15 protein-coding genes are annotated in these 16,648 nt (G+C 64.8%); 11 read left to right on the forward strand and 4 right to left on the reverse strand.

Going from position 1 to position 16,648, the window contains the following annotated elements; translation table 11 throughout:
- Nucleotides 1–238 precede the first annotated feature (238 nt).
- The 4 genes from AB6A65_RS15935 to AB6A65_RS15950 all read right to left on the reverse strand — a co-directional run bounded on the left by AB6A65_RS15935 (nucleotide 239) and on the right by AB6A65_RS15950 (nucleotide 5,391).
- Nucleotides 239–1,231 carry a hypothetical protein gene (locus AB6A65_RS15935; protein ID WP_371039391.1) on the reverse strand — a complete coding sequence of 331 codons (993 nt, stop codon included), beginning with the start codon at nucleotides 1,229–1,231 and terminating at the stop codon, nucleotides 239–241.
- Complete coding sequence (locus AB6A65_RS15940; protein ID WP_371039392.1) at nucleotides 1,231–2,226, reverse strand: hypothetical protein; 996 nt, start codon at nucleotides 2,224–2,226, stop codon at nucleotides 1,231–1,233. The genes AB6A65_RS15935 and AB6A65_RS15940 overlap by 1 nt, the downstream gene beginning before the upstream one ends.
- Nucleotides 2,227–2,275: 49 nt before the next feature.
- Nucleotides 2,276–4,519, reverse strand: a complete 2,244-nt coding sequence (locus tag AB6A65_RS15945; RefSeq protein WP_371039393.1) for a glycoside hydrolase family 99-like domain-containing protein — start codon at nucleotides 4,517–4,519, stop codon at nucleotides 2,276–2,278.
- A 71-nt stretch (nucleotides 4,520–4,590) separates the two neighbouring features.
- A complete protein-coding gene (locus tag AB6A65_RS15950) occupies nucleotides 4,591–5,391 on the reverse strand; it encodes an ABC transporter permease (RefSeq protein WP_371039405.1) in 801 nt (266 codons plus the stop codon).
- 196 nt (nucleotides 5,392–5,587) lie between these two features.
- On the opposite strand from AB6A65_RS15950, the gene AB6A65_RS15955 reads away from it, so the two are divergent.
- From AB6A65_RS15955 to AB6A65_RS16005, 11 genes are all read left to right on the forward strand, one after another.
- Complete coding sequence (locus tag AB6A65_RS15955) at nucleotides 5,588–6,721, forward strand: sugar transporter (protein WP_371039394.1); 1,134 nt, start codon at nucleotides 5,588–5,590, stop codon at nucleotides 6,719–6,721.
- A gap of 4 nt (nucleotides 6,722–6,725) precedes the next feature.
- Nucleotides 6,726–7,388: an ABC transporter ATP-binding protein gene (locus tag AB6A65_RS15960; protein ID WP_371039395.1), complete on the forward strand. Its 663-nt coding sequence runs from the start codon at nucleotides 6,726–6,728 to the stop codon at nucleotides 7,386–7,388.
- A 71-nt stretch (nucleotides 7,389–7,459) separates the two neighbouring features.
- Nucleotides 7,460–8,431: an SIS domain-containing protein gene (locus AB6A65_RS15965; RefSeq protein ID WP_371039396.1), complete on the forward strand. Its 972-nt coding sequence runs from the start codon at nucleotides 7,460–7,462 to the stop codon at nucleotides 8,429–8,431.
- Nucleotides 8,428–9,213, forward strand: a complete 786-nt coding sequence (locus tag AB6A65_RS15970) for a 3-deoxy-manno-octulosonate cytidylyltransferase (protein WP_371039397.1) — start codon at nucleotides 8,428–8,430, stop codon at nucleotides 9,211–9,213. The genes AB6A65_RS15965 and AB6A65_RS15970 overlap by 4 nt, the downstream gene beginning before the upstream one ends.
- Nucleotides 9,210–10,040: a 3-deoxy-8-phosphooctulonate synthase gene (gene kdsA / locus AB6A65_RS15975; RefSeq protein WP_371039398.1), complete on the forward strand. Its 831-nt coding sequence runs from the start codon at nucleotides 9,210–9,212 to the stop codon at nucleotides 10,038–10,040. The genes AB6A65_RS15970 and kdsA overlap by 4 nt, the downstream gene beginning before the upstream one ends.
- Before the next feature lie 201 nt (nucleotides 10,041–10,241).
- Entirely contained in the window at nucleotides 10,242–11,192 is a 951-nt protein-coding gene (locus AB6A65_RS15980; protein WP_371039399.1) for a glycosyltransferase family 2 protein, read from the forward strand.
- A 100-nt stretch (nucleotides 11,193–11,292) separates the two neighbouring features.
- Nucleotides 11,293–11,862, forward strand: coding sequence for a dTDP-4-dehydrorhamnose 3,5-epimerase (rfbC, locus tag AB6A65_RS15985; protein WP_371039400.1), 570 nt, complete (start codon nucleotides 11,293–11,295; stop codon nucleotides 11,860–11,862).
- A complete protein-coding gene (gene rfbB, locus AB6A65_RS15990; protein WP_371039401.1) occupies nucleotides 11,859–12,902 on the forward strand; it encodes a dTDP-glucose 4,6-dehydratase in 1,044 nt (347 codons plus the stop codon). Before rfbC ends, rfbB begins: the two co-directional genes overlap by 4 nt.
- Nucleotides 12,899–13,753, forward strand: coding sequence for a dTDP-4-dehydrorhamnose reductase (gene rfbD, locus AB6A65_RS15995; protein ID WP_371039402.1), 855 nt, complete (start codon nucleotides 12,899–12,901; stop codon nucleotides 13,751–13,753). Before rfbB ends, rfbD begins: the two co-directional genes overlap by 4 nt.
- The gene (gene rfbA, locus AB6A65_RS16000; protein WP_371039403.1) at nucleotides 13,750–14,637 is read left to right on the forward strand and encodes a glucose-1-phosphate thymidylyltransferase RfbA; all 888 of its coding nucleotides are present in this window, start codon (nucleotides 13,750–13,752) and stop codon (nucleotides 14,635–14,637) included. The genes rfbD and rfbA overlap by 4 nt, the downstream gene beginning before the upstream one ends.
- A 147-nt stretch (nucleotides 14,638–14,784) precedes the next feature.
- Nucleotides 14,785–16,648 (forward strand): calcium-binding protein (locus tag AB6A65_RS16005; protein ID WP_371039404.1); only part of this gene is annotated, 1,864 nt, incomplete at its 3' end.

The raw sequence follows: 16,648 nt of genomic DNA on the forward strand, positions 1-16,648 counted from the left end.
CCGTCGAGCCGATGAGCCGCCGGACGCGCGCGGGGGTGGTGGCGTGGGAACCACGTCACGCGCGGGCCTCCGTGTCTGCGGCATGCGCGACGCTCGCGTGCCGTCCTGACCGAATTTCGATCCGACCAACCTGCGCGACGTTGTCTTTTGGACTCGTGTGCGTCGGCGCCATCTGCCGCGTTCGTCGATCCGCGAGACGGAGGTCATCGCTCTTGCGGGCAGCTTCGGCTCGCGAACGTCACTGCCCGATCTTGGCGACTGCCCGCGCGAGCCGCACCCAGTCGGGGTTCGCAAGCTCCTCTCGGTACCGCAACGCCGGACGCACGTCCTCGGGCGCGAACCGGAACTCCGGTTGGAATTCGCGCACCATTCGTGTGAGCCGTGCATTGGACGGAGCGAAAACGTCCAGCACGCTTTCGTACTGCTTCCGCGTCAAGATGGTGTTCCGGCGATGGTCGCGTGCCTTCAACGCATGAGTGGCCGAAGCCACCAGATCCGGCGCAGGGCGCATCGGCCGAGTGATCCGTGCCGCAGCGTAGAACCCGAGCGGATCGGGTGACACGTTGGCCTGGCGCACCTCGACCGGCTCCAGTTCAGCTGCAAGTTCCGGAGCGTCGGCGAGAGCCAGAAAGGCGCGAAGAAGGCCGCCCGGAGCCTCGCGGACCGTGTCGTAATCCCAAACGGTGACTTGTGCGGGCCGGAAACCTTGCAAGACGTGATCCAGCACCGCCGCGTGATCGAGCCAGACTCCCGAAGCCATGCCGGACGCGAGCGCATTGGCGACGAAATTGTCGAACGCCGGTGGCCGCGCGGCGGTCTTCGCCACCTGAAGCCAGAGCGATTGAAGGAACTCAGGCTGCCGCCGCGCAACGTAGAGCACGCGGACATCTTCGAACGTGGAGAGCCGCTTGGCGAGATCCGCCATGTTCACGCGCTGCGGGGCGCCGCGCGAGAATGGCTCTGCGCTCAGAATGAGAGTGCCGTTCCGCTCTGCACCGGTCTGCACGACGCGGTCCCAGAGTCCGTTGGGCCCGCCCTTGCCGAAGTAATGAGCCGGGATTTCCGGAACGTCGATCCAGGGCGCCACGAGAATGTGGTGACCCGCGTTCGGACCGAGGTCGGGATAATGGATTTCCGCTTCCGCCAATTTCCGGCGATTGGCCTCAAGCGTGCGCTGCAGGAAACTCGTGCCTGTCTTGTGTGCGCCGATATGAAGAAGGACCCGTGCCATCAGAGCGTCTGGACGGGCACGTCGGCCCGCAGCCTGCGGCACGCCTCGATCCAGAAATCCTCTCGAAGCTGCCCGCGAAAGATCTGCGCGCCGCGGTCCAGTTCCGACGCCATGCGGAACTCCGGCTGCTCGGAGGCGATGCTGTCCTGCAATGTGTCATTCAGGGGCCTGAAGCGCTCGGTGCAGCGTTCGAGTTCCTCGCGCGAAAAAACGGTCGTGCGACGTTCCTTCCCGAAGACCGCGTCGATACTTTCCGTCATCGCGCGCACGAGACCTTGACCCGCGACGCGGGGCGCCGCGACCGCATTGGCCGCGAAGGTTGCAAGCGGGGAGGGCGAGACGTTCGAGCGGCCGGCGCCGAAAGGCGCCAGGGCCTCGGCACCGAATGGTGCGTCGAGTTCGCGCAACACCGCGCCTACGATCCCCCCCGCGTCCTGGACGGCCTTGTCGTAGGACAGGAACCGGATTTCCCGAGCATCGAAGCCGCGACGAAATTGCCGATGCAGAACGTTATAGTCGAGTGCAAGGCCGTCTACGATCGTGGCTTCGAGGGCATTCTCGAAGAAGCGCGGCCATGGGCCCGGATTCCGCTCGATCGAGATCTGCTGGTACACGGACTGAAGGAAGCTCGCTTGGCTTCGCAAGGTGCAGATAAGCCGAACCTCGTCGAAACCGTCGGTCAATGCGCGCAGTTCAGCCATGTCCACCTTCGCGGGCCTCAGGCGGGACAGCTCTTCGCTCGAGACGAATACCGTGGTGTCCGTCGGTCCGTAGGCTTTCGCCAGCCTGCGCCAGGCACCGCGCGCATCCTTTATTCCATAGGGCGCAGGCAGGCGTATCCAAGCCGAGGCAAGCCCGTGCTGTCCACGCGTGCGTCCTATGCGTGGAAACACGATTCCATGCCGGCGCAACACCCGCCGGTTCTGATAGAAAGTGTCCTGAACGTGGGTCGTTGCCGTCTTGTGCGTGCCCACGTGGATGAAGAGCCTCGACATGCGTTCGAAATCCGCTCTTAGCTCGTTTGGTCGAGGGTCATGGTCGGGATCATGCGGCGGCACTCGGACGGCGCGCCTTTTCGGTGCAATGCGCCGCCAGAACCTTCAGATATGCATCCCCCCACTGGCGCGAGGGCTCGAGCATCGCCTTTTCGGCCCACTCGTTCCAGGCATTCAGGAAAAGCTCACCGCGATAGGACCGGTCGAGGCGGTCGATCGAAAGCTGCCGAAGCCAGTACGCGAACGCGGCAGGGTTGGCCCCGTACGCGATGTGCGCGGATAGTCCGCGTCGTGCCGTGTTGTCCCAACCCGGCATCACGCCGGCGATCGTGTTTTGCGGCAACCTTTTCGCGTGCCCGCGGGTTGCGGCGCGCCTTGCAACGGCTCGGTAGTCGTAGATCAGACCTTCGAACCCTGGTTCGGGCGTGAAATTGAGCCGGTTTCCCCCGGGACCCCCGAACAAGTAGTCGTCCGCCTCCACCAGACCGTGCGGAGGCATTTCCACCCAGAAATCGAAGACGGATTCCGGTACCGGATGCCGGCGCTTTACATGGAAGCGTACGGCTCCGAGTTCGACGTCGCCGATCCCCGCCTCGGTCCAGATCCGCCGCATCTCGGCAACGTTCGCGGCCGGCTCGGGCATGTCTTCGGGGCGATAGATGACTAAGCGGGGTCTGCGGCCGTCCGGTCGCGCATACCGGGGGTCGGCAAAGAAGCGCACGAGATCCTTGGCCAACGCCGCGGCGAAGCCGGGTCGGTAGCTTTGGTCCAGGAGAATCTCGCCAGACAGCCCGTCCCAGTTCCGCCGCCACGACTCGTTTGCCCAGCAGAGATAGAAAGGAAATTCGATGTCGTTCCTTTCCAGGAGCGTCTCCATGGGGCGCTCCAGCATGCGCTTTCCATCAAACCAGTAGTGATAGACGCAGAATGCATCGATCCCGCATTCACGCGCCATCGCAGCCTGCGCCGCCAGGGTTTCCGGGACACGGAGGTCGTAGAAGCCGAGGTCGGCCGGCAACGCGGGCTGGCCGTGCCCGACGAAGACCGGCCGCGCATCCACCACGCTGCGCCACTCCGTGAAGCCTTTTCCCCACCACAGATCGTTCTCGGGCACCGGATGGAACTGCGGCAGGTAGAAAGCCGACACGAAGGACGGCCTGGTTGCCCGCCGTGTCACGTCCCGCGGCTTGTCAAGTTCGCTTGCCTGCCTCGGCTGCTGCCCTGCGGCGTGGGCAAGGTAACCCAGCGCGCGCTCCATGGCGTGCGCGGTCGTGCCATCGACCTGCGAGGATTCCTCCTCGAAATCACCGTATGTGAGTCGCATTCCCCGGATCATGTCGAGCATCAGGGGCTTGACCCAATACATGGAGCCCGCCGGAAATCGCAGCGTGCCGGCATCCATTTGGATCTCCACCCTCTGGAGAAGATGCGCGGTCTTGCCGGTGTTGGATCCCCACCACCGGGTTCCGTCGTAGATCTGCCCATCGGCGACCCAGAAAGCGGCTTCCGGATCGGCGAGGAACGCCTCCAGCCTGCGTCGCGTGATCTCGGGGTCGTCAAGAACTCCCTTGATCAGGTGATTGCGCCAGACATCGCCATCCTGTCGATGGGGCGACTTCTTGGTATGGATCTTGCAGACGGCCTCGTAAGGCGCGAACGCGCCAGCGTTCACGAGATGGACGAATGGAAAGATGTCGCGACCGTGGTTCGGAACGCCGAGGAGGACGGCGTCCGGGAACGCCTGCTTGATCCGGGATTCCACGTCGCTCTTCCGCTTGAAGCGGACCACTGTCACGAAAAGGTCGAACGGAATGGTCTGCCGCTCGAGATACCTCGCGATCTCGTCCCATAGGTCATGATAGTAGACGTGGACCAGCACCGCGAACCTCGCGGGTTTTGCCGGGAAATCCACGGGTCGCAGCACTGGCACGGGCGTCAGATCGAATTCCTCGACCAGGGGCAGATCTTTCGTGATCCGCTGTTCGTGACGGCCATGGTCTATGTAATGGAGGAAAGGTCGGGTGACGCTCCCCGTCAGGTCCGCGTTATGTCTGAGATACGCAAGCGGCGCGAACTCCGGGTTGGGCCGCAGGCCCGCCACTTCTCCGAACTGGACATAGTGCCGCTCCGGGAACATCCGGGTCAGCGGATGCATGTGCGGGTTCGTGGTCAGGTAGAAGTGCCTGTCGAAGAGCTGGCTGCGACGGATCTTGCGGACATAGGCGCGTTCCGCCGGGGTAAGAAAAAGAAGCCGGACCCCAAGGCGTGCACGTCTCAAGAAAGTCTTCATCATTACCCGGATCCTGCACCTTGGCGACAAGTCAGTAGCAAGCTGGATGTCCCGGCGCAATCTGGCTGCCGGGGCTATCGCTCCATGATCTGCTTGTGGTTCCTAATGAGCAGGAAAAGGCCGAGCGTCGCCAGAACCCCTGCGACGGAAAACACGTAAAGCGGTCGGACATGGACCGCCTCGTAGGTCGCGTAGAAGCCCTTGCGCATCTCGGTGACAACGCTCGCGACCGGATTGAGCATCAGGATATCCCGGTACTGGGTCGGTACGTCCTCCGGGATGAAAAGGACGGCGGAGACCAGAAAGAGAGGGCGGTTGAGCACTGCCCAGACACGTTCCCAGATCTGGAATTGTGAAATCAGGTAGCAGTTCATTGTGCCGACGCCGAAAGCGAGCGAAACGCCCATGGCCATCGACAAAAAGATCGCGCTCCAGTCGAGGATCGGGTTGAGTCGGTAGATCAAGACGATGCCCCACAGGACAAGTGCCGAGACCACCAGGTTGGTGAGCGTGTTGAGCGCCACCCGGGCCACGAGCGCGTCGAGGAAGGTGACAGCGGGATATTCGAGCAGCGGCCGCGAGTATCGTATCGCGGTCGACGTCGTCTGGCTGACCGTCATGTAAAGCAAGAACGGCATGAAGCCCGTCGCGAAAAACAATGGAAAGTTGCTTCCAAGGCTTGGAGCGCGAAAAATCAGTTCGAAAACAACGCTCATGAGGGCGATCGCCGCGACCGGCTCTATGAGCGCCCAGAGGTAGCCTCCGGGCGATCGTCCGTAGGACGACTCCATCTCGCGAAGGATAAGCGCCGCTACAGAGCGGAAAAAGCGAAACTTGCGTTCCGGGAGGCTCGCTGACGTCGCTCGGTGGGTCATGTCGTCCAACGAAGTGACTGGAAAGCGCGGACGGATGTAGATATGCTCTCCATAGCCGGTCGGGGCAAGGAATTACCGGGGCATCGTGGCATCAGAATCTCCGAAATCGGGCCCTGGGGGCGGTTTGACGCCCCAGCAGCGGCGCCGTCGCCAGAAGATGCAGCAAGCCGGAAGTCCGGGGCCGGAAGTCCGGGTCGTGGAGATCGCGCCGGTCGCGCGCCCGGCCCGTATGCAACTGCGGCATTGGCTTGTCATTCTCAGCTTCCTGCTCGTCGTCGCGACGCCTACCGCGGTGGCCAGCGTGTATCTGTACGGAGAGGCGGTCGATCAATACGCCTCGCGCGTGGGATTCACCGTCAGGCGAGAGGAGGGCGGATCGGGGCTGGAGATCCTCGGCGGTTTGACCGAGCTGTCGGGGTCCAGTTCGACTGATACCGATATCCTCTACGAGTTCATCCAAAGCCAGGAACTCGTGGCCAAGGTCGACGCTGCCCTCGATCTCGAAAGGATTTATCAGAAGCCCGAGGGTGATCCGGTTTTCACGCTCAAGGAAAACGCGACCATAGAGGACAAGGTCGACTACTGGCGCCGCATGGTCCGCGTCTTCTACGATCCTGGAACGGGGCTCATAGAGGTGGAGACGCGCGCCTTCGCACCCGAGGATGCCCAGGCCATTGCGGAAAAGATCTTCGAGCTCTCCAGCGACATGATCAACGAACTCTCGGCCGTGGCGGCGAGCGATCTTACCCGCTACGCGCGCGACGAACTCGATCAGGCGGCTCAGCGGCTCAAGGACGCGCGGCTCGCTGTGACGCGGTTCAGGAACGAACAGCAGATCGTGGATCCGCAGGCCGATATCCAGGGGCAGATGGGTCTCTTGAGCAGCCTGCAGGCGCAACTCGCGGCAGCGCTTATCGAAATGGATATCATATCGTCCTCAGCTCAAGACGGCGACCCGCGTCTCGCCCAGTCGCGCCGCCGGATCGAGGTGATTCAGAACCGCATCGCCGATGAGCGTCGCAAGCTGGGAGTTGTCGGATCGGGCGAAGGCAGCACGGCGTATGCGGATCTCATAGGCCAGTTCGAATCCCTTCAGGTCGACCGGGAGTTCGCGGAGCAGTCCTACCTGTCCGCGCTCTCGGCCTACGACGCGGCCGTCGCCGAAGCTCGCCGCAAAAGTCGCTATCTTGCAGCGTATGTGCGGCCCACGCTCGCTGAATCGGCCGAGTATCCACGCCGCGCGACCCTCCTAGCGGTCATCGCTCTCGGGCTTTTCGGGGCATGGTGCATGGCGGTTCTGATCGCCTACAGCCTCCGCGACCGTCGCTGACACAATGGTTCGCCTGGAGCGCGTCTCGAAGACCTTCGGCGCCGGCCGCGACCGCAGGATCATCTGCGAAAAGGTGGATGCGGTGTTTCCGGCAGGCGCGTGCGTTGCACTTCTGGGACGCAACGGTGCGGGCAAGTCCACGTTGCTGCGAATGATCGGCGGATCGACGTCTCCCGACAGCGGGCGGATCGTGATAGACGGCAGCGTCTCGTGGCCGGTCGGCTTCCAGGGCAGTTTTCATCCCGATCTGACGGGTGAGCAGAACACACGCTTCGTTGCGCGGATCTACGGTGTCGAGACGCAGGACCTCATAGACTTCGCGCTCGACTTCTCGGAACTCGGACGCCAGTTCCAGAAGCCTGTGCGCCACTACTCGGCCGGGATGAAAGCGCGTCTCGCCTTCGCTCTGTCGATGGGCATTCGGTTCGACACCTATCTCATTGACGAGGTGACAGCGGTAGGCGACGCGGGGTTCCGGAACAAGAGCGATGCCGTCCTGCGAGAGCGCCTGAAGACGTCGGGGGCTATCGTGGTCAGTCATTCGATGAGCATGATCCAGGGCCTGTGTACTGCCGGCGCGGTGCTGGAAGCGGGCGGGCTGGTGTGGTTCGACGATATCTCCGCGGCGATTCGGCGGCATCAGGCCAACATGTCCCAGCCGGCCTGAAGCGCAGGGCTTGCGGCGGAGCGCGGCTCGGCATAGCTCCGAACTGCCGCCGTGCCGGAGACCATCGCCCAATGAGCCCCCCGCCCTCCTCGACCGCCGCCAGCGCCACCGCGCGCCGCGTCATATCGGTGGAGGCCGACGCGCTCGCGCGGCTTGCGGCGGAGTTGCCGGAGGCGTTCGACGCCGCGGTGGCGGCGATCCTCGCCGCGCAGGGCCGCGTGATCGTGTCGGGCATCGGCAAGTCAGGGCATGTGGGCCACAAGATCGCTGCCACGCTCGCCTCCACCGGGACGCCGGCGCTCTTCGTCCACCCGTCCGAGGCGAGCCACGGCGATCTAGGCATGATCGCGCAGGGCGACGTCTGCCTGCTGCTGTCCAATTCCGGCGAGACGGCGGAACTGCGCGATACACTCGCCTATGTGCGGCGGTTTTCGATCCCGCTCGTCGCCATTTCCTCGCGTGCCGACAGCACGCTCATGGGCGCCGCCGACCATGCGCTCCTGCTGCCGGACGCGCCGGAGGCCTGCGCCATCGGCATGGCGCCCACCACCTCCACCACCATGGCCATGGCGCTGGGCGACGCGCTCGCCGTGGCGCTGATGGAGGCGCGCGGCTTCCGGGCCGAGGATTTCCGCATGTTCCACCCGGGCGGCAAGCTCGGCGCGCAGCTCGCGCGTGTCGACCAGCTGATGCACGGCGCCGCGGCCGTGCCGGCCGTCGCGCCCGATGCGCCCATGTCCGAGACGCTGCTGGCCATGACCTCGGGCGGGTTCGGGATCGCCGCCGTGCTCGACACCGACCGCCGCGTGAGCGGCGTCATCACCGACGGCGACCTGCGTCGCAGCATGGACGGGCTGATGTCGCGGACCGCCGGAGAGGTCGCCACGCCGGACCCGGTGACGGTCGCGCCCGACATGCTGGCCGCAGAGGCGCTGGCGCTGATGAACGCGCGCAAGATCACCGTTCTTCTCGTGGCGGACGCGGCGCGGCATCCGCTGGGCGTGCTGCACATCCACGATCTTCTGCGCGCGGGCGTGGCATGAGCGTGGCGATCCTGATCCCCGCGCGCTACGCCTCCACGCGCTATCCCGGCAAGCCGCTGGCCGAGATCGCGCTGCCCGACGGCACCCGCAAAAGCCTCATCCGCCTGTCCTGGGAGGCCGCGCAGGCCGTGCCCGGCATCGACGCGGTTCATGTGCTCACCGACGACGCGCGCATCCGCGACGCGGCCCTGGGTTTCGGCGCCTCCGTGGTGATGACATCGCCCGATTGCCGCAACGGCACCGAGCGCTGCGCCGAAGCGGCCGAGCGCATCGGCGCGGAGATCGTCGTGAACCTGCAGGGCGACGCGCCGCTGACGCCGCCCTGGTTCGTCGAGGCGCTCGTGGCCGAGATGCGCGCCGCGCCCGGGGTGCAGGTGGCCACGCCCGTGCTGCGCTGCGACGCGACCACCTACGCGCACTTCACCGAGGATCGCCGCCAGGGCCGGGTGGGCGGCACGACGGCCGTCTTCGACGTGCACGGCGACGCGCTTTACTTCTCGAAGGAAGTGATCCCCTGGCTCGATTCGGCGAAGATCGCGGGCGCGCCGCCGGTCTGGCATCACGTCGGCGTCTACGCTTACCGGCCGGCGGCGCTTTCGGCCTATCGCGCCTGGCCCGTGGGGCGGCTCGAAGGGCTGGAGGGGCTGGAGCAGTTGCGCTTTCTAGAGCATGGGCAGAAAATCCGCTGCGTGGAGGGCGAGGCGCATGGCCGCGTCTTCTGGGAACTCAACAATCCCGCCGATATCCCCCGGATCGAGGCGGCGCTGAGAGAGATGGCATGACCCGCATCGTCACCGCAGGCGACATCGAGATCGGGGGCGACCGGCCCGTCGCGCTCATCACCGGGCCCTGCCAGCTCGAAAGCCTCGACCATGCCCGGATGATGGCCGAGCGCATCGCAGAGGCCTGCGCGCCCACCGGGACGCGCTTCGTCTTCAAGGCGAGCTACGACAAGGCGAACCGGTCGTCCCTCGGCACGGCGCGCGGCCTCGGCATGGAGGCGGGGCTCGAGATCCTCGGCCGTATCCGCGAGGAATTCGGCGTTCCGATCCTGACCGACGTGCATGAGCCCGGGCATTGCGCGCCCGCCGCCGAGGTCTGCGATGTGCTCCAGATCCCGGCCTTCCTCTGCCGCCAGACCGACCTCCTGCTGGCCGCCGGAGAGACGGGACGCGCGATCAACGTGAAGAAGGGCCAGTTCCTCGCGCCCTGGGACATGGCCAACGTCGCGGCCAAGATCGCCTCCACTGGTAACGAGCGCATCCTGCTCTGCGAGCGCGGCACGAGCTTCGGCTACAACACGCTTGTCACCGATTTCCGCGCGCTGCCGATCATGGCGCGGACGGGCTACCCGGTGGTCTTCGACGCCACCCATTCGGTGCAGCAGCCCGGCGGGCAGGGCGCCACGAGCGGTGGCCAGCGCGAGTTCGCGCCGGTGCTCGCCCGCGCCGCCTGTGCCGTGGGCGTCTCGGCGGTGTTCCTCGAGACGCACCAGGACCCCGACAACGCGCCCTCGGACGGGCCGAACATGATCGCGGTGGACGACCTCGCCCCCATCATCGCCCGCCTGCGCGCCTTCGACGCGCTGGCCAAGGAGGGCGCGGTCTGATGCCAGACAGGCCGACGCGGCGCCCCCGTGCGGTGTCAGTCTTGTCGAGGGCCGGAACAGCTACTCCAAAGGCGGTCAAGGCATTCGGCCCGGGCATATGAGATCCGCCGATCTTCGCAAATCGCGGGCTGCACCCCGCGCTTGTATGCAACGAAGCGATCATAATACCTTCGTGCCGTCGCGGTCGACCTTTCGGAGCCCATGTTGATCGAAACGGCCAGAAGCCCGGCCCGGCTGTGCATCCTGTTGGCGCTTTACGACGGCGAAGCGTATCTGGAAGAACAGCTCGACAGCTATCTGAACCAGGGTTTTTCCGACTGGTCCCTGCTCGTTTCCGATGACGGCTCGACCGACTCCAGCCTTGCGATCCTTCATCGCTTCGCGGAACGGACTCCAGATCACGACGTCCGGGTTCTTCGCGGGCCGGGCACTTCTTTCAGCGGAAACTTTCTGCATCTGCTCAGGCAAGTCAGCTCCGAGCACGAGTTCGTCGCGCTCTCCGATCAAGACGACGTGTGGTACCCGGACAAATTGCAGCGCGCCGTGACCCGCCTCGCGGACGTGCCTGCCGACGTCCCTTGCCTCTATGCCGCGCGCACGCGCGTCTGCGACGTCGCCTTGCGACCGCTCGGGCTGTCGAGAGAGTTTTCGCGCGCCCCGTCCTTCCGCAACGCTCTGGTGCAAAGCATCGGCGGGGGCAACACGATGCTGCTGAACCGAGCCGCGGTCATGCTTGCGAAGCGCGCCCTGGTCGCCACCGAGCGTGTCGTCGCGCATGACTGGTGGCTGTATCAACTGGTGTCGGGCGCGGGCGGCACCGTTCTCTACGATCCTGCGCCGGCGCTGGACTACAGACAGCACGGCGGCAACTTGATCGGTGAGAACCGGTCCCTGAGCGCCGCGTGGCTGCGATTGGCGGGGATCCTCGGTGGTCGCTTCCGAAGCTGGAACGAGATCAATGCAGAAGCGCTTGCCGTCGCGCGCCCTTTGCTCACCTCGGAGGCCCGCAAGGTCATCGAGCACTACGCGGCTGCACGGCAAGCGCCGACACCTTTCGCACGGCTGCGAGGGTTGCGGGCATCGGGGGTATGGCGACAGGGTCGGCTGGGGACGGCCGCGCTCCATGTGGCCTGTCTGCTGCGGCTGTTGTGACGCCCCTGCGCAAAGTGCTGACAGACTTTCCGCGCCCTGCTACGACGTGACCGCGGTAAGTGTTGGAACGTGTGTGGCCAATGGTCCGGAGCGAGGCGGGTTGAAGATTGAAGAAACGTCACTGCCCGGCGTGATGATCCTTACGCCGAGGCGTTTCGAGGATGCCCGGGGCTTTTTCTGCGAGGTGTGGAACAAGCAGCGCCTGCGCGAGAACGGGCTGGACTTCGAGTTTGTTCAGGACAACCAGTCAATCAGCCGCGCCATCGGCGTGATCAGGGGGTTGCACGCCCAGGCGCCACCACATGCGCAGGACAAGCTTGTGCGAGTTGGCCGCGGCGCCGTTCTCGATGTCGCGGTTGATATCCGTGTGGGCTCTCCGAGCTTCGGGAAATGGGTCGGTGTGGAACTGTCGGCCGATAACGGGCGGCAGCTTCTGATCCCGAAGGGTTTCCTGCATGGCTTCGTGACCCTGTCGGACGAGGTCGAGCTGCTTTACAAGTGTTCCGATTATTATGCGCCGGACTGCGAGATTTCCGTGCGTTTCGACGACAGTCAGCTGGGAATCGACTGGGGCTCGCGGGCCGCGTCACCCATCCTGTCCGACAAGGATCTGGAGGCGCCTGCCTTCGCGGAGATTGAAAGCCCGTTCCGGTACGAGGGTCAGAAATGAAGCTGCTGGTGACCGGAGGCGCCGGGTTCATCGGCTCTGCAGTCATTCGTCTTGCGGTGGCGCGTGGTCATGAAGTGGTGAACGTGGATGCGCTGACCTACGCCGCCTGTCTCGAGAATGTCGGGCGCGTCGCGGACGCGCCGGGCTACTGCTTCGAACATGCCGATATCTGCGATGCGCCCCGGATACGAGACGTGTTCGAACGCCATCGGCCCGACGCGGTGTTGCATCTGGCCGCGGAAAGCCATGTAGACCGGTCGATAGACGGACCTTCGGCATTCATTCGCACGAATGTGGACGGGACAGGCACGCTGCTGGAAGCCGCTCGGGCTTACTGGGAAAGCCGCGGCCGCCCCTCCGATTTCCGGTTTCATCATGTTTCCACCGACGAAGTCTATGGATCTCTCGGCCCCGATGGGCGCTTCACGGAGGCAACGCCTTATGCGCCGCGCAGCCCCTATTCGGCCTCCAAGGCTGCGTCGGATCACCTCGTGCGTGCCTGGCACGAGACCTATGGGCTTCCGGTGCTCGTGACGAACTGTTCCAACAATTACGGCCCCTATCAATTTCCGGAAAAGCTCATACCCGTCGTGATCCTGAACGCGATCGCCGAGCGGCCCATACCCGTTTACGGCACCGGCGAGAACGTCCGCGACTGGCTCTTCGTGGAAGACCATGCCGAGGCGCTGCTTCTGGTTCTGCAAAGAGGCGAAGTCGGGCGGACTTACAACATCGGTGGCGACGCCGAGGCGCGCAACATCGATCTTGTCCGTATGATCTGTGCCATCCTCGATGCGCAGCAGCCACGCGCCAAAGGGAGCTACTCGGATCTCGTGTCTTTCGTGACCGACCGTCCCGGCCACGATCTGCGCTACGCCATCGACGCGACGCGCATCCGCGACGAGCTGGGCTGGCAACCCGCCCTGGGCCTCGAAGAGGGGCTCGTCCGGACGGTGGAGTGGTACCTTGCCAACAAGCCCTGGTGGCGCGGGCTTCAGTCGCGCGAAGGCGTGGGCGAGCGCCTGGGTCAGGGCCGATGACCGTGCTCGTGTTCGGGGCGGATGGACAGGTCGGCCGCGAACTGGCGGCGCTGCCGGGCGTTGTCGCGCTCGACAGGGCGGCGGCGGATCTTTCTCGGCCCGGCGCGTGCGCGCAGGTAATCCGGGAAGCTCGTCCCGGTGCGGTCATCAACGCCGCGGCATACACGGCTGTGGATCGCGCCGAGGAGGAGGAGGCTCTCGCAACCGTCGTGAACGGCGAGGCACCGGGTGCGATGGCATGCGCGGCGGCCGAACTGGGCATCCCGTTCGTGCACATATCGACCGACTACGTTTTCGCGGGCACCGGGGATCGGCCATGGCGACCCGCGGACGAAGCGCACCCCGTATCGGCCTATGGCCGGAGCAAGCTTGCCGGCGAGGCGGCGATCCGTGCGGCCGGTGGAACATGGGCGATATTGCGGACCTCTTGGGTTTTTGCCGGCCGCGGGCGAAATTTCGTCGCAACCATTCTTCGCCTCTCGGCCGATAGGGACCGGCTTGCGATCGTTGCGGACCAGGTCGGGGGGCCGACGCCCGCTTCGGCAATCGCAGAGGCGACGCATCTCATGGCGTCGCGGCTCGTCGATACACCGGCACTTGGGGGCCTCTACCATTTCTCCGGCGCGCCAGATGTGAGCTGGGCGGGCTTCGCCAGGGCAATTCTGGCCGCGACGGAGCGCGACGTCGAAGTGGAAGAGATAACGACCGCGCAATTTCCGACCCCGGCGCGCCGACCGCAGAATTCGCGCCTCGATTGCTCGGAGGTGGAAGCCGTCTTCGGCATCAAGCGGCCCGACTGGCGGGCCGCGCTCCCCGAGGTCGTTTATAGACTGGAGAATGGCAGAGCATGACTGAACGCAAGGGTATCATTCTGGCCGGAGGATCCGGAACGCGCCTCTATCCGCTCACGACGGGCGTGTCCAAACAGCTGATGCCGGTCTACGACAAGCCGATGATCTACTATCCCTTGTCGGTGCTGATGCTGACCGGCATCCGGGAGATCGCGATCATCACCACGGCAGTGGACGAGGAACAGTTCCGCCGTGTGCTGGGCGACGGCAGCCAGTGGGGCTTGTCGCTGAACTACGTGGTGCAGCCGTCGCCGGACGGGCTCGCGCAGGCCTATATCCTGGCAAAGGCTTTTCTGGCAGGTGCGCCGAGCGTGATGGTTCTGGGCGACAACATCTTCTACGGCCACGGGCTTACCCAGCTTCTGCAGGAAGCGAACGCGAAATCGTCTCGCGGAACCGTCTTCGGATGTCGCGTTCATGACCCTCAGCGATATGGCGTTGTCGCGATGGACGAAAGCGGCCGCCCGACCGCAATCATCGAAAAGCCGAAAGTGCCGCCCTCCGATTATGCCGTAACGGGGCTTTACTTTCTCGACGAAACGGCGCCCGAGCGCGCGGAGGCGCTCACCCCGTCCGAGCGGGGCGAACTGGAAATCACCTGTCTGCTCCAGACCTATCTCGACGAGGGCGCGCTGGATATCGCGCGGCTCGGGCGGGGCTATGCCTGGCTGGACACGGGAACACACGCATCATTGCTCGACGCCGGCAATTTCGTTCGCACGCTTCAGTTGCGGCAGGGCATGCAATGCGGCTGTCCGGAAGAAATCGCGTTTGATCAGGGATGGATCGATTCCGCCGCGCTGGAGTCGCAGGCGGCGCGCTACGGCAAGTCGGCCTATGGGGAATACTTGCGCAAATTGGTGCAGCACGGGAAACACTGGTGACGCATCTCGCGACAACTTTCGCGGGTGACGTTAGGTCAGCTATCCTGATTATTCAAATCGCCATCAAGAGCGGGCTATAGCTTTGTCCGGGAAGGTCAATTCGGCCGAAGCCCGCGCATACGCACTCTTGATCAGGACGATATGTAGATGTCTTACACGATAACCTATCAGGGGCCGGATCCCTTCTTCTTCGACACGGCCTTCTTCGACCAGGATGGGAACTTCGATGTTGAAGCGCTCAGTTCTTCATCGACGAGCATTGTCCTGGAGAACGCGGCGACTGGTGCGGTAACGACCCTCACGGGGGCCGGATTCGCCCTCGATCCCGTCACGGGCGAGCCGACCGCGGGGACGATATCTTCCATCGACTTTTCCCAGAACGGTGTGTCTGTCGCGGACATCACGGGCCTCGACTGGCCGCTTGCGGATTTTGCCGCCGCGCTGGATGCCCTCGAGGCGGACGATGACGGCCCGCTCAACACGCTTCTGAGCGGTGACGCGATCGTGTTCGACGGCTCCGGCGCCTCGGCCGGCGCCGATTTCGGGCTTCCGGGCGTGACGTCCCAGCTCACGATCACAGGCACGCAGTTCGATGACTTTCTCGAAGGCGGCGACGGCGACGACCTGATCGCGACAGGCGACAATGACGGCTCCGACGTGATCGTTGGCGGACTTGGCCATGACGAGTTCATCCTGACCGACATGACCACCGGCTTTCTGGACCTCGTTTACTTCGATGTGGCCACGGCCATTTCGGCGTCGATCGACGGGGTCGCCAACACCGGCTCGGTCGACAAGGGCGCAGCCGGCACCGACACGCTGACCGACGTCGCCACGGCGCTCGGCGCGGACGGGTTGGCGATCTACGGGACGGATCTGGGCGACAGCTTCACCCTGAACGTCGCCGCGGGTCAGTTCCTAGCCGTGCGGGGTGCGCAGGGCGCCGACAGCTACGATGTCACGAACGTGGGCGGTACGGTGCGACTCGACTTCCGAGGCGGCACCAACGGCATCGACGTCGATCTTTCCACCGGTACGATCGCCGACGACGGCTTCGGCAACGCCGAGACGCTCACCGGCGCGGTCACCGAGGTGCGGGCGACGATGAACGACGACGTCGTGACGGGCGGAGACGCGGACGAACGCTTCATCCTCCAGGCGGGCAACGACACCGTGGACGGCGGGGCCGGGACAGACACGCTACGGTTCGACCGCTCGCGCGTCGACTCCCCGGTGGTCGTCGATCTCGAAGGTGGTACCGCGACGGGTAGCTGGGAGGGTCAGGCGTTTTCCTACACCGTCAGCAATATCGAGAACGTTCGCGGCTCCGTTTTCGACGACAGCCTGACGGGCGACAGCGAAGGCAACCGCATCGAGGGGAACGCCGGCAACGACATGCTCACCGGCGGGGACGGTAACGACACGCTGCTCGGCGGCGAAGGGATCGATACCGCCGGCTTCGGGGTCGCCAGCACGGATATCTCGGGCACCGACCTTGGCGGCGGGGACCTCGAGATTGTCTCGTCCGAAGGGACAGATTTCGTCTCGGGCGTCGAGAATTTCGTCTTCACCGACGGAACGCTGACGGCCGCGGAAGTGGTGACGCTGATCTCCTCCCGGGTCTTTGACGGGACTTCCGGCGCTGACAGCATCCTCGGAGGCGCTGGAGACGACACGATAAACGGCTTCGGCGGAGACGATACGCTGGACGGCGGTTCGGGCAACGATCTCGTGCAGGGCGGGCCTGGCGACGATCGTCTCACGGACGGTCGCGGTGTCGATACCGTCGATGGCGGCCCGGGCAACGACACCTTCGCGCGCAACCTCGATTTCTTCGACTCCTTCTCCATCGTGCCGGTGGCCGATCTCGCGCAGGGCCGGTTCTATTTTCAGGTCGATCCGCTCGACTTCGACACGCTCATCTCGATAGAGAACGTCGAACTGACCGGTCAGTTCGACATGCAACTCATCGGAGACGGCGGCGCGAACGTGCTGTCCAGCGATGTCGGCG

Origin of the sequence: Rhodosalinus sp. FB01 (assembly GCF_041365715.1) — a bacterium.
Taxonomy (GTDB): Bacteria; Pseudomonadota; Alphaproteobacteria; order Rhodobacterales; family Rhodobacteraceae; genus Rhodosalinus.